This window comes from Vibrio sp. 10N.239.311.G01, assembly GCF_041465805.1.
Taxonomy (GTDB): Bacteria; Pseudomonadota; Gammaproteobacteria; order Enterobacterales; family Vibrionaceae; genus Vibrio; species Vibrio crassostreae_C.
On record NZ_JBFSRM010000018.1, the window covers coordinates 20,217 to 42,765 of the forward strand.

A 22,549-nucleotide genomic window follows, 5' to 3' on the forward strand; every position below is an offset into this window, starting at 1 on the left:
GACAAGTAGATAGGGCAGCGTAAAGTTGCCCTCATTAAAGCCATGTAGAGTTATTGATACATGGCTTTTTTTTATTTATTTTTTTGTTTCGCTAAATAAACTTGAGAACAGGTAAATATGTCCTTAATTATTAGAAGGGTCCGTTAGACAGGAGGGACGACATGTATCGTTATGTCAGTTCACCGCAAGCGTCGAAGTACATAGTGCCACCGCCTCAACATCGAGAGTTGTCGAGTGTGGATGTGCCTGAGTCTGAATTAGAGATGCGAGAAATATTGAATAATTGGTTTGCTGATGGTTTAGCGCCCATTATTGAAAGTGACGATGACTACATCTCTGCGAGCGATCAAGTTCGATTTGAAAAGCTTAGCCGCACCGTTGGGATGTTGTTGAGAAACAAAGATTATTATTTTGCGGCTAAACGGATTTTATCAGTGTGGGAACAAGATTGTCTTGAAACCACTTATATCAATTATCTCATTTTGCGCAGTGAGCGAGTCACTTCTTTAAGGTAAGTTAATGGTGTGGCATTTTTCATTTTTCATTTTTCATTTTTCATTTTTCATTTTTCATTAGGCATTAGGCATTAGGCATTAGGGATTAGGCATTAGGGATTAGGGATTAGGGATTAGGGATTAGCGACTTAGGGTTCGTGTGCTTACGATCTTTTTATTTTTCTAACGAATCAGCAAACAAAAAGGCAAGCTTGGAGGCTCACCCTAAAGGTCTTTGTTTTGGCTTAACGTTATTTTCAACTAATTCTCAACTGGGTTACGACTTACACCCAACCATCAAATTTGAGTCGTTTTTGAATTCTTTCGACCGCTTCTTTCTGCATTTGTCTAACACGTTCATTAGAAACATTCACATCCAACATTTGTCCGACCTCAGACAGCGTTTTCACCTTGTTATCAAAGAAACCAAAACGGTGGATGAGCACCTTTTGTAATTTTGGAGGAAGTGTATAGATGATTTGTTCTAGAGCTTGGGTAAAGGATTGATCCTCACAATCTTGTTGAGGGTCTGGGATATATTCACTTTCGCATTGATCAAGCACCATAGGCGCATGGCTAGTTCCAACCGTTGTCGTCACGTCAATAAACCCGCTTAACGCCACCAGTTGATCGACGCGTTCGGCCTTTACACCTGAACTGTCTGATAGCTCAGAAATTGAAACCTCTTTACTCATTTTTTTGCTTGCATCGAGCTTTTTTGAGGCGAGGCTGTTTATTTCTTTACACACGTGGGCTGGCAATCGAACGGTTCGACCCGTGTTCATGAGTGCGGCTTCAATGTTTTCGCGGATCCACCAAACAGCATAGGTTGAAAAACGATAGCCTGGTTCTGGATCGTATTTGTCGATGGCCTTAATCAAGCCAATGTTGCCTTCCTCGATCAGGTCGAGCAGGGTGAAATTATTGCCTTTACGTTTTAGGTAACTCTTTGCGATTTTCACAACAAGGCGCAGGTTTGATTCGATCATGACATCACGCGCTTTTTTATCACCCGCGCGATTCAATTTTGCGTAATACACCTCATCTTCACGCGACAGCAGATCAATGCCAACAATATCTTTCAGATAATGAGCATAAGGGTCTGCACTGGTAGAAAATGATTCGGTAATGGGTGTTTCATCCGTGAGCCCCTGAAACGCAGCAAAACTATCGTTGTTCATTTCCTTGTCCTTATCTAGCCGACTGAACGTTTTAGTTTTTTTTATTATGCCACCAAGTGATTAACGCTTGGTTTCATTAGAGTGTAGATAACAATTTCTTCTTTACCAATAAATAAAATGCAATTTCGTATGTTTATGTCACAAAAAGATCTACAAATATTTAACTATTTTGCATCTCATCAAGTGTGTTGGTTTTTCGTTTAAAACATTAAGACGGATAGTTTATAAAGCATGTGTTATACATCGGTTTATCTAGATAAATGACGTGAATTTATAGGTGTGGGTTAGAACTATAATTGAGAGGAGAAATGATGAGAAAAATGTTAAGAGTCGAGGTTCAATGTTTCCAAGCACCTCAACTCTTTTAGCTGTGTCGGCTGTTAAGTATCGCCATGCACGTTTTAATTCTATCGACTAATAAGTGCTAAGAACCTCATCGATTTGCTGATTAATGATCTTCATTTCGCTGTAGATAACCGAAAGATCATCATCTTGCGGCGCAAGCTTATTGAGTGTGTTTTGTTCTACTCTTTCCAATGCAACTGTGGCCGTTTCTTCACCAAAGCTGGCTAAAATGCCTTTTAAGGTGTGCACGGTAAAATGAAGCTTGCCCCAATCTTGTTGTTGAACCAACTCTTCGATCTCTTGTAGCGAATTGCCATGGTCTTCTTGATATGTAGACAAAACGGCGTAAATGACGTCTCTGTCATTGTCTAAATAGGCGTTTAAAGCATCAAAGTCTAGCATGTGGACTCCTGTCGGGTGAATGTTGAAAATGGGCTAGGCGGCTTAGTGGAAAAACCATACCTTGATGAATCACTAATCCATTGATTCCATTTTGGAGGAAGTTCTAACTGTAAGATTTCTTCTAGATAGTCGTCGCTAAGTTTCTCATCTATATGAGCTTTATTGACGGCGTATATATAGTCAAGTTTGGCGGCAACTGAATATGGGTAACTGTGAATGTAGTCCTTTATTTCTTGGATCGAACCCAAATTTTCAATGTTTATACACGTTGAAGGGTCGACATTTTTGGACTCAAGTTGGTGATTTATGGCTTCTCCACGAGATTTGAGACATTCCACTGTTAAATGATAAAGAGAGTACTCACCAAAGTGGGCGAGCATGGGTAATAACTGAGTGAGCAAATAAGTCGGTTGGCTGTGGAAATTGTTCGCTAACAGTGTCGAAGCTCTAATCACTTTTTTGTGGGCAATCTGAGGGCTATTTTCGATGAGCAATATGCTGCTCTGAAATAGGGCAAGGCTGGCCAAAACTTGCTGCTGTTGTTTTACCGGAAGTTTCAGGTTTACCAACTCGGTGAATTGGTTGGCGTGCTCAAGCAAAATACGTTTGTACTTTAGTTGCGTCTCGCGCTGATACGTTGCTTTTAAGGAATTAAAGTGCGCACCAATGGAATGGATGACATCAATGTCAGCAGCTGAAATGTGGGTTGCATACATCTCACCTAACTTTATGATCATATGTGTGTTATCTGCGTTCTCAGCTAAGTCGATGGCCCTGATTGCACGATGGCTGATGCTGGGAGTCATCTCAAATGCACGAATCGCTAATTTAAGAGCAGGCAGCAGCATTTTATGTTTTTCATAGATACAGCTTAAGCAGTCAATCACGCTCAATGAGAGTGGCTGTGCTATTAGAAAATTGTGGAGCTTATCTATGGCTAAATTTGGCTTGCCTAAGCTGTCGAGAATCAGCGCCTCAGCCACCAATTTGGTTGGGTGCATGTTGGTTTTGGAGTTGTTAATGACGCTAGAGAGTAACTGCCATTTCTTACCTGCAATTAAATGTTCAATCAATGTCGCTTCGAACTGAACGCTAGTACCATTAGGGGAGATCGCCAAAGCTTGAGCTAATCTCTCTTGACTGGCAATGGGATACAAATCATTCAGTTGGGTGAGTTTCTTTGAAACGGACACGGCACTTTGGATCTTTTTACCCAACGTTTGAGTATTAATCGGTTTAGAAACGAAGTGGTGTGCTTCACCTGAAAGGGCGGTTAATACTGTTTCCTGACGCATATCCCCAGAGAGCAAGATTGTCGCCACAGTATGATCGATGAGGCGGTTTCGATACAGAATGCCCAACAGCTCAAAGCCAGTAAAAGACTGTTCTAAGTGGTAGTCAATGAGGAGTACATGAAAAGAGTGTGTCTCGACCGCTTTAATGGCTTTTCGATAGTCGGTCGCAATAAAAATACAGTCGCGCGAAACTCCCAAACTAGCCAGTTGCTGCTTAATAAGTATTGTTGCGCTTTTAGAGTCGTCGACGATCAAAATTCGAAGGTCTGTTGGTAAGGTCAAATCCATTTTCCTTAATACCAAATGTTATTTTTTAATTTAGGTGTCAAGTTGCACATTGTCAAGGTGCCTATATCACATACAAACACTCAATAAACTATTGGTAATTAAAGAGTATTAGATAACATTTATGAAAGCCTTCAAACGCAGGTGACTTTTACCTGATTTTAGTGGGGTTATACGTGTTTTAGAAATAAAAAAGAGGCAAGCCGATAAGCTCACCTATCTGTTTTATTGTTCGAGTTTTTATTCGAAATGTTGTTCTTTGCTTGAAGTTTTATTTACCGAAACTCTAGCGTTAATCACGCATGTTTAGAATCAATACTGCCGCTAGAGCCAAGAACGCCGTCATCATTAAGAACACATCGTTGTAAGCCATGATGGCTGCGTCACGTTGCATTGTGCCGAGCAAACTTGCTTGTGCTTGTTGCATCGCAGTTGCGGCATCACTTCCTGACTGAATGAAAAACGCTTGTTGTTGCTGAAGCGTCTGCCAACCAAGTTGACTCACTGAAGGTAGCGACTCCTTGATGTGTGCTAAGTGCTCACGGGTTTTGTTATCCAATAGCGTAGCGATAATCGCGATGCTGAAAGCGCCCCCTAAGTTCCGCATTACGTTGGTTAACGTTGATGCGTCTGGCGTGTCCATTTTGCTGATGTTCTTCATGGCAACCAAAGACAGCGGAACCATGATGAACGGACTACCAATAGCACGCAGAACCATAGATAAAATCAGCTGTTGCCCGCCAAAATCGATTGTCATGTGTGTATTTACGTAACAACTAAAACCGAACATCGCGAAGCCAAAGGTAACCAAGTACTTAGGCTTAATGATCTGTGTTAGCTTTGGCACAATTGGGAATATCAGAAGCTGTGGGAAACCCATCCACATTAGCACTTCACCAATTTCCATCGCGTTATATTGCTGAATTTGAGTGAGATACATCGGTAGAACATAGATAGAGCCGAGCAATGCCATTCCTAGAATCAAATAGGCGATACAAGACATCGCAAATTGCCCATCCCGCAATAGCCGCAGGTTAACCAATGGCTTCTTGTGTTGGAGTTCGTTTATCACGAAGTAAACCAAACTCACCGCCGACACGATACTCAAGCCAATAATAAAGCTCGAACTGAACCACTCTTCACGGTTACCTTCTTCTAACACCACTTCCAAACAACCTAGCCCTAATGCCATGGTGGCGATACCAAACCAATCGGCTTTTTTCAGCGTGCCAAGGTCGAGCTTTTCATCGTCCAAGCCATATCGGATCATGGTGATCACAAGCAAAGCTGGCGGAATATTGATGTAGAAAATATAGTGCCACGAGAAGTTCTCCGTCAGCCAGCCACCAAAGGTAGGGCCAATCGATGGAGCAAAGGTCGCGGTTACACCAAACAGTGCCATACCCACAGCACGCTTGTTGACCGGCAATAACTGAATCACCAGCGAGAAAGCAAGCGGGATTAGAGCACCACCACTGAAGCCTTGCATCGCGCGGAACACGATCATCGAGGTCATGTTCCAAGAGAACGAACACAACAAAGATGAAATGGTGAAAATGGCTGTCGTCCACGTGATATAACGGCGTTTACCGAGCGCTTTAGAAAGCCAACCACTGAGTGGGATAGCGATCATCTCTGCGACTAGGTAAGACGTAGAGATCCACGAGCTTTCATCCAAGGTGGCTGATAGCGCACCTTGAATATCTTTGAGAGACGAGTTGGTGATCTGAATATCCAAGATCGCCATAAACGCGCCAATCAAGCCGCCAAATAGGGCGATCCAATGGCGTCTCGAAACCTCGTCATCATCATTTGTTTGGGTGACAACACCAGCGTTACTCATGGTCTAGCCTCGTTTATCGATGGTCGCTACCACAGACAAACCAGGAAGCAGTCGACCTTTCAACTCTTGCTGATCTGGAATAGTAATTTTAACCGGTACACGTTGAACGATTTTAGTGAAGTTACCGGTCGCGTTTTCTGGTGGTAGGAGCGCAAATTTAGCGCCAGTCGCAGGGGAGAAACTGTCTACCACACCTTCAAGAGGCTGCCCCGGGAACGCATCCAGCTCTACTTCAACCGTCTGACCTTTGTGAATACCACTTAGCTGTGTCTCTTTGAAGTTGGCTTCAATCCACACTTGGTTGTTTGGTACCAAGCTCATCAGTGGTGCGCCTGCTTGAATCAGCAAGCCTTCACGTACGCTGCGTTTACCAATCACGCCATCTGTTGGCGCGTAAATTTTGGTGTAATCAAGGTTAAGCTGTGCTTGATCTCTCTGGGCTTGAGCTTCGGTCACGGATGCATTTGCTTGCTCAATCTCACTAGCGATAACGGTTAATTGGTCATTGGTTGCAACGAGGTTTGCTTTTGCTTCTTCTAAATCTGCCTGAGTTACTTTTTGTTGTGCAACCATGCTATCGACTTCATCTTGAGACGCGTAGTTACGCTTTAGTAAGCTACGAGAACGTACCACTTGTTGAATCGCGCGTTCGTATTCAGCTTGTGCAGAATCAACGCGGCTTTCTGCTTGATTGATCTTGCTACGTTGTAACGTTTGTTGTGCCACTAGATTTTTGACGTCTGATTGCACGACGCTTAAATGGGCGTTTGCTTGAGCGAGTGCTGACTGGTAATCACGGTCATCGATTTGAACCAGCAAATCACCTTCTTTAACCGATTGGTTATCACTCACATAAGACTTAACAATATAGCCAGAGACCTTAGGGCTAATATTCGTGATGTCGCCTTGTAGGTAGGCATTGTCGGTAGATTCAAAGTACTGGCCATAGCCGTACCAGTATCCAGCACCGGCTAAACCCAATGACAGCATGATCGCAGTAGCAATAAGCGGAGCTTTTTTACGTTTTTTTGTGCTTACTGTTTGCGAAGCGTTGTTGTTCTCTGTCATTTTTTCTTTCTCATTTTGTTTTTATTTAGATGTAACGAATTGTAAATGAATTCGATTGATTGATAAGATAGGAAAAAAGGGAAACACTGTTGCAAAAATCTAACTAATGGCGCTTTGGGAGAAGTACGATGGACTTAAATGCTGTGACTGTTTTTACACAAGTTGTTGATTGTGGGAGTTTCACGCACGCAGCTGAAGCATTGAACATGACCAAGTCGACCGTCAGCCGAAAGCTAGACGAGCTGGAACAGCATCTAGGTGTGAGGTTGATCACTCGTTCGACACGAAGTTTAGTCTTAACGCCAGAGGGTGAGCGCTTTTATCAGTCGAGCATGCAGATGCAAGAGATCATGAACCAAGCTGAGCTAGAGGTTTCAGCCAATCAGGATTTGATCCGAGGGCAGTTGAATGTTGTGTTGCCTGTCGAATTGGGGCATCAAGTATTAGCCAAATACATCCACAGCTTCCTAAAAGAGCACCCAAACGTGACTTTGAACTTAGAACTGTCGAATCGAGAAGTCGACATCATTGCGGAGGGTATCGATCTTTACGCACAAATTGGTGAGCTAGTGGACTCGAGCTTGGTTTCTCGCTACCTCACAACATCAAAGCGTGTATTGGCAGCCAGCCCTGAGTATTTAGAGCAGTTCGATGACGTCTCTTCACCCGATGATCTTGAACCGCCATTCAGAATGATTGAGGTGGTGAACAAGGCCGCGCGTCTACCCAAGTGGCATTTACAATTAGAAGGCGGTGAGTCGATTTTGATCGATCTGCCGTGTCAGTTACGGGTGAATACCATCACGGCATGCCTAACAGCTTGTGTAGATGGGCTCGGCTTGGCGGTGCTTCCTGAATTCATTTGTCGTGAGCACTTCAAGACAGGCAAGTTGATTCGTTTGCTACCTGAATATGAGATGCCGGAAGTTTCAGTAAGCCTAGTGTATGCAGACAGGCAGTTGATGCCGAAACGTAAAAAGGTCTTTATCGACTATCTACTGACTGCCTTTCAAAATAGGAAGCAAAAGTAACGGGGAAAACCTTAGCGGTTAAGTGCTTAGGCTTCCTATTATTCGTTATTGTCTAAACCGTATCGAAGCTAACTATGATCGGGCTGCCAGTCGACGACTTGCCCATTCGCCAATATAGCTTTGACCGATAGGGCAGCAATATCGACACCGTTGTAACGAAATGCCTTGTTAGAAAAGTTAGCAATGATCTTACTCCCGTCACTGAACTCAGTTTGTTGAACATCGCCGCTCTTATCTAACCATTCGGAATCGACTAACTGTTTATCCCATAACTGTTCGTGCATTGGTTCAAAGCCATCTTGATAGTGTTTGAGTGCTTTGATTCTCTGGCTTGAACTTGATAAAGCTTCATCTCTGGTCAAGTGAACCATCGGTGGTGTGTTGTACAGCATGGCGGTTAAGTCACGTTCTGCTTGTACATTAGTGAACTTAAGGCTGTCTGAATGCCAATGGTGCGTATTGATTACTTCATCATGGAAAACGGCTTGGTAAAGTGGAATTCGATATTGAGGCGAAAACAGTAGCGACTTATAGGGCTCTTTAACCGCGGCCGGCTTAAAGAAGAAGTCGGGCTTTTGGTCTGGGTACCAACGACCTAAGTAATAGGGAGATTGGCGGTTCTCTTTCATGTCTTTGTCTGTCCAACCAAAACCAACCGTTTCTAAGCCGTGTGCAAACGCGATGCCTTTTGTTGTTAGGCTGTTGCCGTCTTCAGAGCCTAATACTAACGAAGGTTGCTCGCTAAGCCACTTCATTCGGTTGTTGAACGCAGAAAGCATGTCTGATTCGTCGTTTGTATTGCCATTACTGTCTATAGAGACGCGGTAATCTTCACGTGCCATGGCGGTTGCATCAACATCTAAGAACAAGCTGTTGAAGTTGCCGAATCTCATAATGTCTTGAGCACGCTGTTTTACGTATTCTAAATGGCAGTTCGGGTTTAAGTAAAAGCCGTTTCCACGAAATCCTTTTTTCAAACTCCCATCCGCTAGTTCAATCGCACAACTTTGACGCATCGGCTCTGGTAATTGAGCGGTTAGCCAGTTGTCATTGAGCTTCGCAGGAATTGCGGTGTTGTAGGAATCGTAAGTACCGACCAGATATCCGGACTGTTTTGCCAGACCCACAGCGTTAGGTTGATAGAATGCTGGCATCCAATTATCGAATCCAAGCCACAGTTTGTTTAAGCCTGCCTTATTTAGATTAGCGACCATGTCTGAAGACAGCGCTTGTCCCCAAGTCTCTGACGAGTTTAGGTAAGGGGAAGCGTGCTCTAGCAACCAGTTCTTCTTATCCTGTGCTGCTTTATATTGCGCTTTAATCGTGTTGTCTTCGAGTGTCGGATTACCAACAGGATATAACACCTGCAATGACTGGCTAATAGAGTCCAACAATAGTTGTTTGTGGTACTGACTGAACCAATCTTTCCCCTTGGAGAGTGACGATAGCTCTCTTTTCGCTTCCGCAGAAACATTGAGTTTAGAGCCCTCTAGATACCATGTTTTCAATCCCCACCAGTCACTCACATCTTGGATGCTTAATGGGTCTTTGCCAAATAGGTAAACGTGGCTCGCGCCGATCAACTTAGTCACATCTGGATTGCGCTTTTGCTTTGCTACAAGCGTTTCAGACTGGTCATTATTGATGCGCCAATCTCGGTATTGTTTGGCACCATCTAACCACGAGTCTCCGAGGGTGATACGAACAATAAAAGGCTGTGACTGATTGAGCATCGTAAATTGGTGTGCTGCCTTCATATCAATTTTGGTTTTTGTATTTGAGGAAGCATTAGAGGATGCATCTGAAAAGAGCAGTTGATTATTGGTTGCATTAACCATTTGATAGCTAATGAAATGATTGTTTTGCTGTACTGTCCAAAAAGGCATCTTCAAGTCTTGAGTAGTGTTACTTCCAGAATGGTTACCGACGAGATAACTTGCCCAAAGCTTGTTGTCAGTAGGCACGCGCATACCTTCACTAAACGGAAGAAATAGTGTCTGAGTTTGTTGTTCGGCGAGATCAAACCACGTCAACTCGATGGGATCGTTTCGCTTCACCTGAATATTTGAAGGCAAGCTGAACTGAAAAGTGAGCTGGTCTTGATTAAGCTCTGCCTCAAGGTTTATCCCACTGGGTACTAAGGTCCAAGTGGCGATTTTTGCTGAGTCAGCTTTATCGGAAAAGCCAATGACCAGATTGGTCGCTTTCTGTGGTTGGCTATCAACGGTGAGAGCAGCGCTGTTAACGCTTAAGCCGTTCCAATCTATCTCTAAAGTATTCGATGAAATAGAGATTGTATTGTTGGTAGTGGTGTTAGTGCTGACGCTGCTATTACTGGTTAGCGTTATTTGGCTCGCTTGTGCATTGGATGAAAACAGACAAGCTGTTGTTAAAGCTACAATGGCACAAGTAGAAAGATTGAGTGGGTGACGTACGCTGAGCATATCTAGATTCCGTAAAGGGTAAGTACGGTCATTACACCCAAGTAGCGTTAGTGCTTTGTCACCTATATGTCTCTATTTTCTGCATTACCTAGTTCTAATCTTCTTCTGAAAGCATTCCATTAGAAAGGCACCGCGACACGCTGCACATATTGGACTTCAATAGCGCCTTGGTATTCAAACATTTCAACCGAAGCACTCAAGTGCTTGGCTTTGGTTCCAAGTGGACTTTCTGTGGGAACGGGTGCTTGCGCTGTTTTGATTGGCACTTTGTAACCCAGCAGGTTGTAGTTTTCATCAAACCATTGCCAACTCACATTAGCGTCAGGGCAGTTGTCGATCACCTTTGGAGGCGAGAGCACGATATGTGGTTCGCTGAGTTTACTTTCGAGCGTCAGCCATCGATTACTGTTATTTAAAGCGACAATAATAGGGTAGTGATTTGAACCTATCTTTAGTTGATAAACACCAGATTCGGGTTTGATGAACATTTCATTGGTTTCAATCTCTTGATACTCATTATTGGAAGCGAGTTGTCCATCGAGAAGGACTTTACCTTTAGGCGATACCAAAGAAAGAGTTTGAGTTTCTGAGCCTTTGCTGAGTTGCTCGGCAGAGACTTTGATTTGATAACCGTGCGACGACAGGCCGTAGCGTCGAATGAAGCTAACTTGAATGTGATGTTTCGTCTCAGTGTCTTGTCTTAGTGAAGTTCCGCATTGAGTTTGGCTCAGTATCTGTTGTTTAACTGGCAACCAAAGCTCACTATCAAGTGATTTGTGATCGAGTGCGATTTGCAGCTCTTGCCACGCAACTTGAGGTTGGTCATCAAGTAGAGATTGATAGGTGTGCTGCAATGGCGTGTCGGTAAACCATGCCGCATGACTTGCGAGCGGCAATGTGTAGATCAGTGCGGTTAACGAAGTAACTTTCATTATGATTCCCCGGCCAAGCGGTAACCAACGCCACGATGTGTTTCTATATTCAATGTTGGCAGCTTCTGGCGTAAGCGCAGTATGTGATTATCAATAGTTCGGGTACTAGGAAAAGCCTGATATCCCCAAATCTTATTGAGTAATTCATCTCGGTGAAACACACGACTTTGGTTCTGAACAAACAGTACCAATAGCTGAAACTCTTTAGGTTTTAGTGTTACAGGGCTTTCATCCAGATAAGCGATCCGTTCCGACAAGTTGATTTGGATATTTGCGTAAGTTAAGAGGCTCACACCTAACGGACGTAGCTGGGTAATGACTCGAGCGAGTAATTCGTCGTTCGAAAATGGTTTAGTCACATAGTCTTTGGCACCCGCCATTAAACCTTCAACACGTTGTTGAACTTCTACTTTAGCGGTCAACACAATCACAGGCAGCGCTTTGAGGAGCAACCAGTTTGGAAGGTGTTGCAAGCTGTCCCTATCTTCAAGCTGTCGATCCAGTATCACAAGATCGGCTCGAAACCATTTCTTACTGGCATTCTCTGAATCCTTCGCCCAAAGGCATTGGTAACCATTGGATTCAAAGAAGCTGACGAGGCCTTGTCCAAGCAGTTGGTCGTCTTCAATCAGCAGTAGGGTGTTCATAAGCAATTTCCAAAATACATCGGGTTGGGTTACGAAGAATAATGAGGCGGCCATTCGCTTGCTTCATCAAGTGCTCGACAATAGTCAGGCCAATGCCCATGTTATCCAGTTCGTGCGTTTCACTTGGCGTGACACCAGACATGAGCCGTTGTATCGGTGAAGGGAAGTGCCCCTCGTCTTGTACCTCAATCGTCAGCTTGTCACCGAGTTCGACCTTGACCAAAACCTCACCTTTACCATGTTGTTTGGCATTCTTGATTAGATTATCCAAGCAGATGGTTAGCCAGTAATAGGGAAGGTTCAGTTCAACTTCACGCGCTTCACATTGATAAGAAATATTGTGCTTTTCACAGACATGATCGAGCCACTCTTCTAATGAAGCGTTTTGCTTCAACAAAGGCTCTGACTGATCCGAACTTAGGTACACTTTGCTGTTTTCGGTGAGCTGAGAAAGCCTTTGATAGTCAGATATTAAACGCCAAACCGCACTTTGAGTTTCATCAGAAAAGTCATCGTAGCGATTTCTAAACATTTCGACGGTTAAGCCTAGGCTAGTAATAGGCGTGCGCAGTTCATGAGTAAGAAGCTGTAAAACGAACTGCCTCTCTTTTCGTTGTTTTGTTCTTAGGTATAAGACTCTAGCGAGCCCGGAAAGCAACGTTAGCAGCAATGTAAAGATCAACGTTTTCATGATCAGATTGTCATTGCTAGGCTCGTTTAAGCACACGTTACTGTAACGAAAAGTACAGGTTTCACCTGCCAAAGATACCTCTTGTTGCTCTGCGATAGGTTGCCAAACATCTAAGGGAATAGCTTTCCAGCCTTGTTCGCCACTTAACCAAAGCACATCATCTTGTTGCCAAGCGCGGTATCCATTGAGCAGTGCTTCTCTGCCTTGTGCACTTAGGCTTTCTAGTTTGTTATATAAAGGGTGCTGAGGGTTGGTAAGACTCAAAAATGGGCGTATCTGCTCGGTCACATCTGGGTAAGCGGCTAAATAACGACCAGCAAAGCTGCCACCGGCAGGGTGACGTTTGGAGTGTGCTGCAAACCAAATCGAATCCAATGTTTGTTGCTGACACAGAGCGAGCTCGAACTCGATGGCTTCATGTAATGAAGGGTTACTGCTTTCAATCGCTTGGCAGTGATCTTGTATTGACGCTAACGCTGCGATGTCGTCCCAACTGAATTGGTTGAAATCAGGATAGCGGCTATTTTCATGGAGCAGAACTTTCGGATACTGAGCCAACTCTTGTTGAGATACTAAGAGTGGGGATGATTGCCAGCTCAGTTGATACAGAGTTTGCCACTTATCTTGCAAACTTTGGGCATTGACTAGGGTTGGGAGCCAAAAGATCAAGCAAAGAGCTAATGTAAACCTGCGCATCCAATCATTCTCGTTAAAAGTCGTGGGGCGAGTCTAAAGAGTTTTGGGCGCGATTTGTAACCTGAATGTCAACAAGTGTTCTTTTAACAACAAATTGTCGAGTGGGTCATGCTTTTAAATAATAAAGTACAAATACAGTAAGTATCATTTATTTGAAATAAAATAGATAATTGTGTACTTACTGTCATTATTGGGCGAAATGTGGGGACTATACTGGGCTCATACCTAATAAGAGGAACCATCATGAAACTCATCATCAAATCAGTATTGGCAATCAGTATTTTGGCTACAGGCTCTGCTCATGCGTTCGAATTAACCAGCAACGATATTCAAGAAGGTCACCCAATGGCAAAGACTTTTGAATACTCTAGTTGGGGTTGTGACGGCGATAATCAATCACCACAATTGATGTGGAAAGATGCACCAGCAGGTACCAAAAGCTTTGCTATCACAGCTTATGATCCAGATGCACCGACTGAAAGTGGCTTCTGGCATTGGGTTGCGTTTGATATCCCTGCAACTGTGAACGAGCTACCTCGCGGTGTCGACATCTCTAAAGTCGGTGGCAAAGAAGGTCGCATTGATTACGGTACAGTTGGCTACGGTGGCGTTTGTCCTCCAGAAAAAGATGGTATGCACCGTTACCAGTTCACGGTTTGGGCATTACCAACGGACAAACTTAACCTCGACGAAAATACGCCGTCGGCTGTGGTTGGATTCACGTTGAACAGCATGGCTTTAGACAAAGCTAAACTGACCGCAACTTATACACGTTAATAGCTTATGTACGTTAAAGCTTATACACGTACATAATAAGTAAACAAGGGGATGAGATGAATCATCAATATCAAGTGACGATCTTTCGTGCAGAGCAGTTACAAAAACTGCGCAATGTGAGGATTCTATCCCCTAGTATCATTCAGATCATTACAGGCAGTAAGCGCCTGTTTTGGAAAGATTCAGCGGCAGAACTCTCACATTCTGAGCTGTTGTTGTGTGAGGCATCAGCTTCACTAAGTTTTGAGAACATGCCCCACAAAGGGCGCTTCTTATCACGAGTGTTCAGCTTTCAATTCCAACCTTCTCAGGCGATGCTTGATTTAAGTGAGGAACGCTCGAATGATCTGGGGCTGCCTAAAGTACAAGCGGATCGTAGCTTACAAGATTCACTCAATGCTCTGTTTTCCTTTGATAAACAAAGCATGAGTAAAGAGACCCAGCAGTTTTGGTTGCAGGGCTTATACCAGCAATTAGCCGAGAAGGGCGTACTGCATCGATTGTTTATTAGCTCAAACGTTTCGTTTAGCCAGAAACTCAGCCACTACCTTTCACATTCACCGGACGAGAAACATCCGTTAGAGTCGGTAGCAGAGCGCTTTGCGATGAGCCGCGCCACGCTTATCCGTAAATTGAAACTTGAAGGCATGCAATATCGTGAGGTTTTGGCTGAAGTTCGGTTGAGTCATGCGCTTTATCTGATGCAAAACGGACAGCAGAATGTGGCGATGTTAGCTCAGTCTTGCGGTTATCAATCGGAAGGGCGTTTTAGCCAGCGCTTTAAAGGGAAGTTTGGTTTGTCGCCAAGTGAATACATCAAAACTGTCGTCAGCAATAAAGTCGCGACACCATAATCATTCTGTTTGGCCTAAACGCTCACTTTTTTATCTCGTGCTGCCAGTGCTGCGAAAATCGTGCACGCAAAGGCAACAGATGCGATCAGCAGAATAGGAACACTCCAAGAATCTGTCTGAGCATGAAGCTTACCCACCAATGTTGGACCAGTGGCAGCCAACGCATAACCGATTCCTTGCGCCATACCCGACAGCGATGCGGCTTGGCTGCTATTCGAAGTTCGCAGGCCAACAAAAGAGAGAGCGATAATAAACGTAGAGCAGTTGGCTAATCCAAAGAGTCCCACCCAAAAGATCGCAAACTCAGGCAAATACAGCAGCCCAATCAATCCAATAAATACACTCGAAGTACAAAGCGTAATGAGCCATTGTTGGTTATCGCTTTTACCTAAGAACGGCAGTAACAGTAATCCCGGAACCATAGTCGAAAATTGTAGAAATCCGTAGATATAACCCGCATCGATTTCACTGTAGCCAAGGTCGTTTAAGATCTGTGGAAGCCAGCCTGCCAAAGAATAGAAGGTAAATGAGTTAAGCCCAAGAGCTAGTGTCACTTGCCATGCAATGCCACTCTTGATCATCTTCTTCATCGGAATCGGCTTTTCTTGATGCTTGTTATTGGTCGATGAAGAAGAGCGTTTTCTGATTTTAGGCAACCAGATCATCAGAGCTAATATTGGGAATATTAGGTTCATTAACAGCGCTAATTGCCAACCCGTTATCTTAAATAAGGTTAGATTTGAAAACGGCACCATCAAACTTGAGCCTAACGTCGAACCGATGCCCATCGTAAAAATGTACAAAGAAGTGACTGTCGCAATACGAGTAGGGAAGCTAATTTTCACTACAACGGGCAACAACACGTTACCAATCGCGATACCAAGTCCAATCATTACTGTGCCGATGTATAACGTCGGAATTGCTCCAAAAGAGCGCAGTGTAATACCCGTAGTGATCAAAACTAAGCCTAAGAGCAGGCTAGGTTCTAGACCAATTCGTTGAGATATCTTGGTGACTAATGGTGAAAATAAGGCAAAAGTTAACAGTGGCAAAGCTGTTAAGAATCCAGCAGCCGACGACGTAAGGTTGAGGCCTTCCATAACCTGAGAAAGCACAGGAGCCAAGCTCGTAAAAGGCCCACGAAGGTTAAGTGCTAGGAATAGAATCCCTAACATGACGAAAATGCTATTACGAAGAGAGGCGCTCATAGGTTGTTCTACTGTTTGCTTATGAGAGACAGGCTAGCCTACAGATCATTGAATGATTACACAAATACCGTTTAAATAGGTTTACTAATGACTGAACCAGCGTCGCGCGCGCTTTACCAAAAAAGGTAATCCATGACCATATTGAATACCCATAAACTCATCTCAGATTTCCCATTACTTCAACAATTGATTGCATTGGAAGAAGTGGTTTGGTTTAACCCAAATGTGACGACTCTGGAGCGCGGTTTACCTTATGTGGGATTAGGCGAACAAGATATTCATGATGCGAGTTTGAAGCTGCAAAGGTTTGCTCCTTATCTAGCCAAGGCGTTTCCTGAAACTCAAGCGACCAATGGCATCATCGAGTCTGAGCTTATTGACATTCCATCTATGAAATCAGTATTGGAAGCGCATTATCAGCAGTCTATAAAAGGGCGTTTGATGATGAAGAAAGACAGCCATTTGCCAATTTCAGGTTCAATCAAAGCTCGCGGTGGTATTTATGAAGTACTAACACATGCCGAGAAGCTTGCGATTGAAGCCGGGTTACTGTGTGAGAGCGATGACTATAGTAAGTTGCTCGAACCTGAATTCCGTGACTTCTTCCAACAATACAGCATTGCGGTAGGATCCACGGGTAATCTAGGCATGTCGATCGGTATCATGAGTGCCAAATTGGGTTTTACGGTCTCTGTTCATATGTCGGCAGACGCGAGATCTTGGAAGAAAAGCAAACTTCGTGAGCATGGCGTCAACGTTGTTGCAAATATGAGCTGCTAAAAAGATAAGTCATGATAGAAGAGTGTTGTTTATAGCTTGTACACACTCTTTCTCACCTCTAAATCCCACCTTAATTCAAACAATAACTTGCGCAGATCGTTATCCAAAACACACATTTTATAAATTAAGCTTCTTAGATGTTCTAACTATCAGTTAGGTTGAGTGGCATTCAACTTGATAGGGATTGAGCAATGCAGACGGACAAAGTGATACAGACAAGACACATAAACACACCAGAAAAATTACTCCAGCGTTTAGATGCTATTGGGGAGTCTTTGGAAGCATCGGGTAAGGCTCATGCTTTGCTGGGATTGGGCTCAGTAGGTATTGAAACAGAACGACTTGATCAGTACTCAGATGTCGATTTTTTCGCAATAGTGCAAACAGGGCACAAGCAGTATTTCTTAGACAGTTTGCATTGGCTATCTGATATTCACTCAATCGACTACACAGTGAGAAATACCGTCGATGGCTATAAAGTTCTGTACGCTGACGGAATCTTTTGTGAGTTTGCAGTGTTTGAACCCCACGAGTTAGCGCACATTCCGTTTGCTGAAGGGCGTATTGTTTGGCAGCAACATGAATTTGATACACAGTGTTGTGTTTCACCAATAAAAGGGGAGACAGACACTAATTCCCAAGATTGGATCATTGGTGAGGCTCTAACCAATCTTTATGTGGGTATGTCTCGTTATAACCGAGGCGAAAAGCTGTCGGGCAGTCGGTTCATTCAATCTTACGCACTCGATCGTTTGATCGATCTTGTGGATCAAACTGAACAGTCTGAGCCTGAATTCGTTGATGAATTTATGTCGGATAGAAGGCTAGAAGCACGCTTCCCTAAGTTTGCCCAATTGCTACCAACCTTTACCCAAGGCTACGAGCGCACCGCTGAATCGGCACTTGCCCAACTAGCATTCCTCAACACCCACTTCGCAGTCAACCAAGCCATGTGTGACCGAATCTCTGAACTGTGTTCCAGTAAAGATTAAGCTTATAGCGTGTGAATCCTCAAGCCTAACTGACACCACCTTTCAGATGATAAGCGGCGGGCAACCTAATTGAGCTCTCGAATTATTATTCTTAAGCACTAAACCCGTACGCTTTTGTTTACTCTTCAAGACCGTGACTGTTCGTGTTTACTCCGCTTATCACTGGATGTCGTCAGCCAAATAAAATACAATCGAACAATGTTTTATTAATTCGTGCTTTATCATTATGATGAGAAACTTACTCATATTCATCGTTAGCCTGTTCTTCTTAACAGCCTGTTCTTCAACGAGTAATCATCAGCTAGACGATGAGACATTGAGCAACGAAGATGCTATGTCGAAAAGCGTAGAGGGAGAGAGTAATCTCGAGACTTCAAAGGATACAAACGCTGAGACCAGCGTTGATTCTTCCCATGATTCAATCGTTAATCATCAACCACTCACTAACCTTGATTCAAATAAAGATACGATAGCTCACGCCAATGCAGAGCCAGAATCAGTGGAGCCTTCTCAAATAGAAGCGACAGAAACAACTGAAAGCGATGCTAAGAGTGGCGGTGAAAAAGGCATCGGAAGCTATTTTATTCGTCATAATAAACCGACTAAGACGGTGATTAAATCACTAGAGGGCGTGACAGATGCATTGAACGTCATGACGTTTGGGATATTTGCCACCGGTAACGGTTAAATCGTTAACCTAGAACGACAACCTAATAGATAGAATGAAACGTGAAGGCGAGCCAGATGGTTCGCCTTTTTTGGTCTTCTAAATCTGGCCACCATTCTTCCTAAGAATCGTGTTCACTTATCTGAGCGCTGAGTCAGGCGACGGTTAACGAAAATAGGAAATTATTCGTTCTGGAAGGGAGTCGCCGAATTTACCCTGTTTGACTTGTTATATGCATCAAGGGTTCTAATACTCATCCCAAAGTAAGCAATGAAATCTAATCTTACAAAGACAAGCCTTATATTCACTTATGAGCATAGTAAGATGTTTGCTGTTAAGTCGGTTTGGGTTTAGTTATCAATATTCTAGGGAAGAAAAATGAAGAATAAGAGTGTGTTTTTAAGTGCCGCATTGGTGATGTTGTCAGCTCATGCAAGTGCATCAGACGCGAACCATGAGTCTGTATCAGATGGTGTTATCGCAGAACAAAGAGCAAAGCTTTCTGAAAATACCCAAGGACAAGGTTTTGGACCGCAAGCTCCAAGAGATTTGGGTTCATTAGAAGGTACAAATACTAGGCTGTTCTCGGATGCCCCTGATTCAACAGCGATGAACTTATGTAATATTCACTTCCATAAAAATGCTGAGCATAAAGGTGGAGAGTTTACTCAATACGCTGGTAACGGTGATGGTAAGGGATTCCAGAGTGGCTTTAAATACACAGGCAAGCTGAGTTCTGCTGAGCTGAAACCATTTGAGGGCAAGGTTTGTCCGAGCGAGCATGGTTCTTTGCATTCGGGTGACACCATTGAAGTTCACTATGTTTATTCAACGGCGCAAGTTGAACCGGGTGAAACACTGGGTGCTTGTTTTAACGATGCGATTACCAACCCGCAACTGCGTGTAGAAACCCAAGTTTACGTATTAGTGAATGACGACAAAGCACCCGACTTTGAAGCGCTCGCTAAACATTCAAAAGTGAACGGCTTACATCAAGCACCAAACATCCCACAAGATACGGGCTCAGCGATCCAATACGCAGGCTCTACAACGGGTCCTGGTTATAATGAGCAAGGTTCACCTTTCCAAGTAACATGGAGCGTTAGACCACAAGTCGCGAAAGTAAATATCGCGACAGTAGGTAGCTGGTGTGAAGGCAATGACTTTAACGAAGATCACGCCCACGGTGTGAGAAATTTGGTGGTTAACCCTGAGTTGTTATCACCCATTCGTAACGACTAAACGATTCTGGCGAACAAAATGATTAAGGCGAGCCAATAGGTTCGCCTTTTTTATGCCCTAACGAAAAGTACTTAGGTTTAGGTTTAATTAAGTCTGGTGGGTAAATTACGTGCGACACTTATTCAATACATGAGTTGTGTAAATCGTATTTAGTAAAAAACGTTCTTTACCAGAATCGAAGCTCCATGATACGTTCATGATCAATTATGTTGGGTTATAGAAAAGGACAGTCCAATGTCATTAGAAAGTGCGATTACATTCTTTATTGCCATGTTTGTATTTGGTATTACTCCGGGGCCTGGCGTCTTTGCCATTTTAGCTCGTGCTATGGTTCAAGGATGGCGAAAGTGCGTCACGCTTTCGTTAGGTATGATATGCAGTGATCTTATTTACCTTGCGCTTGCCTGTTTCGGTCTAGCAACGATTGCCGAGAATTGGTCGATTGCGTTTGAGGTGATTCGCTATGTTGGTGCAGCTTATTTGATTTACTTGGGCTACAAGATGTTTAAGAGCCTGCCTGAAGTGCAAGGCTCTGCGGAACTTGCGGCCAAACAGAGTCAGAAATCTGAACTCGCGAGTTTCGCGCAAGGCTTTTTGATTTCAGCATCGAACCCTAAAGTGATTCTGTTTTATATTTCGTTCTTGCCGACTTTTATTGATCTGACTGTTCTGCGCTCACAAGATATCGTATTAGTTTCTGCTTTAGCATCTGTTGCTCTGATGTCAGGCTTAATGCTTATCGCTGTGGGCGCGGGCAGAATGGCAGGTTTGTTAAAAACGCCACGCGCACATAAAAGACTAAATCAAAGTGCTGGTGGAATAATGATTGCTGCTGGCTCATATTTGGCGATAAACAGATAAACACAGTTCAATTTAAATAGAAAAAGCGCGTTATTGCCTTGTGGCAGTAACGCGCTTTTTTGTATTAGCTTATAGGTCTATCTTAGTTTGCTAATGGAGCACTTGCTGGTGGCAAGTCACGCTTCTTAATTACGTATCGCAAGCGAAGCAACATCAACGCAGCTGATACGCTTAATCCCGTTAGAATGCCAATCCAAAAGCCTTCTTCACCCATTGCAGGAACAATGTGGTCTGTTAAGCCCAACACCATGCCAAGTGGTAGTGCCAAGCCCCAGTATGAAGCGATGGCTAAGATCATTGGGATCTTAGTATCTTTATAGCCACGTAATGCACCGTTAGCAGACGTTTGCAATGCATCACTGAATTGGTACATAGCAGTAAAGGTCAACAATACCGCTGCCGTTGCGCTTATCGCTGGGTCAGTGGTGTAAAGTCTAATGATCCATTCTGGGAACAGCAGGAACATCGCAACCGAAAGCAATGAGATCAACGCTGCAACCAAGATACCGACTTTACTGCGCTCAATCGCACCGAGTTCGTCTTTTTCACCTAGAGCGTGTCCAACACGAATCGTAATTCCAAACGAGATACTCATTGGAATCACGTAAGTCAGGCTCGAGATGTTAAGTGCAATTTGAGCTGCTGCTACGTTCTCAGCACCAATACGACCAATCATCAGTGCGATTACCGCAAAGATGCTGCCACACACTGCAATGTTCATCCCGATAGGTAAACCTAATCTTAGAAGGTGAAGCATCTCTTTTGCTTTTGGCTTCGCATCTGAAAAGTTGATGATGGTCTTGTAATGGTGATGACCTTTAATGTAGGAATACAGCATTCCCGACATTAGCCAATACACCAAGCTTGTTGCCCAGCCACAACCCACAGCGCCCATTTCAGGGAAGCCGAACTTACCGTAGATAAGCACGTAGTTGACCGGAATATTCACCAACAAACCAACCACAGAAATGATCATTGGTACTTTGGTATTGTTCATCCCTTCACAGAAGCCGTTCAAGGTGTAGAACAGGGCAATACCCGGTACACCGAAGGCTAGGGCAAAGGCATAGTCACTGCCGATAGGGATGATCTCAGCGGCTACACCAATCCATTCTAAAATCGGTTTCGCACTCACCAAGTAAGCGATAAGCAGCACGCTAGCAATTAATGCGAGCCAAACCATCTGGAAGAATTCAACAGAGATACTTTGAAAGTCACGAGCACCGCGGTGGTAAGCGACAACTGGCGTTAACGCCATAATCACGCCACGCAGTAGCAGCAATACAGGAATCCAAAGGCTAGTGCCGAGTGCAATTGCGGCGAGGTCGGCAGGGCTTACTTGGCCAGCCATTGTCGTATCGACAAATCCCATCGCTTGGGTCGCTATTTGAGTCAAAATGATTGGAACCGAAAGATGCATAAGTGCACCCGATTCACGAGTAAAAGGACGAAGTTTCGTTAGCATGGAAGTTCACAACACCAATATAAATACACGAATGATGGCAGGATGGCCGGTGTGCATTTTAGGATGTGCCCCGTTGGGCGGGCGACAATATAAACACCTTACCGTATAGGGTCAAGCATTGGATTTATTGAGTTCAATTAGCTTGGAGACAGTCAAGGGTTCTGATGGTTAAAACACAGCTCTAACGCACGTAAGCTCATGATTTAGTGGGAATCATACTAGATGGGTAAATTCTACATTTGCCACGCTAATCACTAAGGCTACGGTATAAGTGATTGTTATGGAAAGACAAAGGCTAGTACAATTGATAGCATAAAAACTTGATAGAAAAGTGCGGTATTTAAATATG

The 22,549-nt window shown here is 43.8% G+C and carries 19 protein-coding genes and 1 pseudogene; 9 read left to right on the forward strand and 11 right to left on the reverse strand.

The genetic code is table 11. The features are described from left to right. Positions 1-161 precede the first annotated feature (161 nt). The gene (locus AB6D06_RS14780; protein WP_372110718.1) at positions 162-515 is read left to right on the forward strand and encodes a hypothetical protein; all 354 of its coding nucleotides are present in this window, start codon (positions 162-164) and stop codon (positions 513-515) included. Positions 516-778: 263 nt separating this feature from the next. On the opposite strand, the gene AB6D06_RS14785 is transcribed toward AB6D06_RS14780, so the two are convergent. From AB6D06_RS14785 to AB6D06_RS14805, 5 genes are all read right to left on the reverse strand, one after another. Next, entirely contained in the window at positions 779-1,675 is an 897-nt protein-coding gene (locus tag AB6D06_RS14785; RefSeq protein WP_017060509.1) for an RNA polymerase sigma factor RpoD/SigA, read from the reverse strand. Between the two features lie 414 nt (positions 1,676-2,089). Further along, positions 2,090-2,422 (reverse strand): Hpt domain-containing protein, encoded by a 333-nt coding sequence (locus tag AB6D06_RS14790; RefSeq protein ID WP_017060508.1) that lies wholly within the window; start codon positions 2,420-2,422, stop codon positions 2,090-2,092. Beyond that, positions 2,416-4,005: a response regulator gene (locus AB6D06_RS14795; RefSeq protein WP_372110721.1), complete on the reverse strand. Its 1,590-nt coding sequence runs from the start codon at positions 4,003-4,005 to the stop codon at positions 2,416-2,418. Before AB6D06_RS14795 ends, AB6D06_RS14790 begins: the two co-directional genes overlap by 7 nt. Positions 4,006-4,294: 289 nt before the next feature. Further along, a complete protein-coding gene (locus tag AB6D06_RS14800) occupies positions 4,295-5,845 on the reverse strand; it encodes a DHA2 family efflux MFS transporter permease subunit (protein WP_017060506.1) in 1,551 nt (516 codons plus the stop codon). Positions 5,846-5,848: 3 nt separating this feature from the next. Then, the gene (locus AB6D06_RS14805; protein ID WP_372110724.1) at positions 5,849-6,913 is read right to left on the reverse strand and encodes an HlyD family secretion protein; all 1,065 of its coding nucleotides are present in this window, start codon (positions 6,911-6,913) and stop codon (positions 5,849-5,851) included. 128 nt (positions 6,914-7,041) lie between these two features. On the opposite strand from AB6D06_RS14805, the gene AB6D06_RS14810 reads away from it, so the two are divergent. Then, complete coding sequence (locus AB6D06_RS14810; protein WP_017064671.1) at positions 7,042-7,944, forward strand: LysR family transcriptional regulator; 903 nt, start codon at positions 7,042-7,044, stop codon at positions 7,942-7,944. Between the two features lie 68 nt (positions 7,945-8,012). Here the strand turns inward: AB6D06_RS14810 and AB6D06_RS14815 are convergent, their stop codons facing one another. The 4 genes from AB6D06_RS14815 to AB6D06_RS14830 form a co-directional block, all read right to left on the reverse strand. Continuing rightward, on the reverse strand, positions 8,013-10,388 hold the full coding sequence (locus AB6D06_RS14815) for a glycoside hydrolase (RefSeq protein WP_372110727.1): 2,376 nt from the start codon (positions 10,386-10,388) through the stop codon (positions 8,013-8,015). A 119-nt stretch (positions 10,389-10,507) separates the two neighbouring features. Next, positions 10,508-11,320: a DUF2861 family protein gene (locus AB6D06_RS14820; RefSeq protein ID WP_372110730.1), complete on the reverse strand. Its 813-nt coding sequence runs from the start codon at positions 11,318-11,320 to the stop codon at positions 10,508-10,510. Then, the gene (locus AB6D06_RS14825) at positions 11,320-11,967 is read right to left on the reverse strand and encodes a response regulator transcription factor (protein ID WP_372110733.1); all 648 of its coding nucleotides are present in this window, start codon (positions 11,965-11,967) and stop codon (positions 11,320-11,322) included. The genes AB6D06_RS14820 and AB6D06_RS14825 overlap by 1 nt, the downstream gene beginning before the upstream one ends. Then, on the reverse strand, positions 11,945-13,354 hold the full coding sequence (locus AB6D06_RS14830) for a DUF3404 domain-containing protein (protein WP_017066450.1): 1,410 nt from the start codon (positions 13,352-13,354) through the stop codon (positions 11,945-11,947). The genes AB6D06_RS14825 and AB6D06_RS14830 overlap by 23 nt, the downstream gene beginning before the upstream one ends. A gap of 243 nt (positions 13,355-13,597) precedes the next feature. Here AB6D06_RS14830 and AB6D06_RS14835 point away from each other — a divergent pair, with 243 nt between their 5' ends. Beyond that, complete coding sequence (locus tag AB6D06_RS14835; protein WP_017060498.1) at positions 13,598-14,131, forward strand: YbhB/YbcL family Raf kinase inhibitor-like protein; 534 nt, start codon at positions 13,598-13,600, stop codon at positions 14,129-14,131. 56 nt (positions 14,132-14,187) lie between these two features. Next, on the forward strand, positions 14,188-14,985 hold the full coding sequence (locus AB6D06_RS14840; RefSeq protein WP_017079143.1) for a helix-turn-helix transcriptional regulator: 798 nt from the start codon (positions 14,188-14,190) through the stop codon (positions 14,983-14,985). 14 nt (positions 14,986-14,999) lie between these two features. Here AB6D06_RS14840 and AB6D06_RS14845 read toward each other — a convergent pair whose 3' ends face one another. Continuing rightward, the gene (locus AB6D06_RS14845; protein ID WP_372110737.1) at positions 15,000-16,193 is read right to left on the reverse strand and encodes an MFS transporter; all 1,194 of its coding nucleotides are present in this window, start codon (positions 16,191-16,193) and stop codon (positions 15,000-15,002) included. Positions 16,194-16,325: 132 nt separating this feature from the next. Here AB6D06_RS14845 and AB6D06_RS14850 point away from each other — a divergent pair. The 5 genes and pseudogenes from AB6D06_RS14850 to AB6D06_RS14870 all read left to right on the forward strand — a co-directional run. Further along, positions 16,326-16,955: pseudogene (locus AB6D06_RS14850) on the forward strand (D-serine ammonia-lyase); the annotation flags it as partial. A gap of 209 nt (positions 16,956-17,164) precedes the next feature. Then, positions 17,165-17,965, forward strand: coding sequence for a hypothetical protein (locus AB6D06_RS14855; RefSeq protein ID WP_372110740.1), 801 nt, complete (start codon positions 17,165-17,167; stop codon positions 17,963-17,965). 226 nt (positions 17,966-18,191) lie between these two features. Next, on the forward strand, positions 18,192-18,653 hold the full coding sequence (locus tag AB6D06_RS14860; protein ID WP_372099309.1) for a hypothetical protein: 462 nt from the start codon (positions 18,192-18,194) through the stop codon (positions 18,651-18,653). A gap of 357 nt (positions 18,654-19,010) precedes the next feature. Further along, positions 19,011-19,874: a delta-class carbonic anhydrase gene (locus AB6D06_RS14865; RefSeq protein WP_136982778.1), complete on the forward strand. Its 864-nt coding sequence runs from the start codon at positions 19,011-19,013 to the stop codon at positions 19,872-19,874. Positions 19,875-20,108: 234 nt separating this feature from the next. Then, complete coding sequence (locus tag AB6D06_RS14870; RefSeq protein WP_017066602.1) at positions 20,109-20,735, forward strand: LysE family translocator; 627 nt, start codon at positions 20,109-20,111, stop codon at positions 20,733-20,735. Positions 20,736-20,817: 82 nt separating this feature from the next. Here AB6D06_RS14870 and AB6D06_RS14875 read toward each other — a convergent pair whose 3' ends face one another. Next, positions 20,818-22,200, reverse strand: a complete 1,383-nt coding sequence (locus tag AB6D06_RS14875; protein WP_372110743.1) for an MATE family efflux transporter — start codon at positions 22,198-22,200, stop codon at positions 20,818-20,820. Positions 22,201-22,549: the final 349 nt, after the last annotated feature.

Coding starts and splice junctions, on each gene's coding strand:
- AB6D06_RS14780 (WP_372110718.1), top strand. CDS start 162: ATGTATCGTTATGTCAGTTCACCGCAAGCGTCGAAGTACATAGTGCCA.
- AB6D06_RS14785 (WP_017060509.1), bottom strand. CDS start 1,675: ATGAACAACGATAGTTTTGCTGCGTTTCAGGGGCTCACGGATGAAACA.
- AB6D06_RS14790 (WP_017060508.1), bottom strand. CDS start 2,422: ATGCTAGACTTTGATGCTTTAAACGCCTATTTAGACAATGACAGAGAC.
- AB6D06_RS14795 (WP_372110721.1), bottom strand. CDS start 4,005: ATGGATTTGACCTTACCAACAGACCTTCGAATTTTGATCGTCGACGAC.
- AB6D06_RS14800 (WP_017060506.1), bottom strand. CDS start 5,845: ATGAGTAACGCTGGTGTTGTCACCCAAACAAATGATGATGACGAGGTT.
- AB6D06_RS14805 (WP_372110724.1), bottom strand. CDS start 6,913: ATGACAGAGAACAACAACGCTTCGCAAACAGTAAGCACAAAAAAACGT.
- AB6D06_RS14810 (WP_017064671.1), top strand. CDS start 7,042: ATGGACTTAAATGCTGTGACTGTTTTTACACAAGTTGTTGATTGTGGG.
- AB6D06_RS14815 (WP_372110727.1), bottom strand. CDS start 10,388: ATGCTCAGCGTACGTCACCCACTCAATCTTTCTACTTGTGCCATTGTA.
- AB6D06_RS14820 (WP_372110730.1), bottom strand. CDS start 11,320: ATGAAAGTTACTTCGTTAACCGCACTGATCTACACATTGCCGCTCGCA.
- AB6D06_RS14825 (WP_372110733.1), bottom strand. CDS start 11,967: ATGAACACCCTACTGCTGATTGAAGACGACCAACTGCTTGGACAAGGC.
- AB6D06_RS14830 (WP_017066450.1), bottom strand. CDS start 13,354: ATGCGCAGGTTTACATTAGCTCTTTGCTTGATCTTTTGGCTCCCAACC.
- AB6D06_RS14835 (WP_017060498.1), top strand. CDS start 13,598: ATGAAACTCATCATCAAATCAGTATTGGCAATCAGTATTTTGGCTACA.
- AB6D06_RS14840 (WP_017079143.1), top strand. CDS start 14,188: ATGAATCATCAATATCAAGTGACGATCTTTCGTGCAGAGCAGTTACAA.
- AB6D06_RS14845 (WP_372110737.1), bottom strand. CDS start 16,193: ATGAGCGCCTCTCTTCGTAATAGCATTTTCGTCATGTTAGGGATTCTA.
- AB6D06_RS14855 (WP_372110740.1), top strand. CDS start 17,165: ATGCAGACGGACAAAGTGATACAGACAAGACACATAAACACACCAGAA.
- AB6D06_RS14860 (WP_372099309.1), top strand. CDS start 18,192: ATGATGAGAAACTTACTCATATTCATCGTTAGCCTGTTCTTCTTAACA.
- AB6D06_RS14865 (WP_136982778.1), top strand. CDS start 19,011: ATGAAGAATAAGAGTGTGTTTTTAAGTGCCGCATTGGTGATGTTGTCA.
- AB6D06_RS14870 (WP_017066602.1), top strand. CDS start 20,109: ATGTCATTAGAAAGTGCGATTACATTCTTTATTGCCATGTTTGTATTT.
- AB6D06_RS14875 (WP_372110743.1), bottom strand. CDS start 22,200: ATGCTAACGAAACTTCGTCCTTTTACTCGTGAATCGGGTGCACTTATG.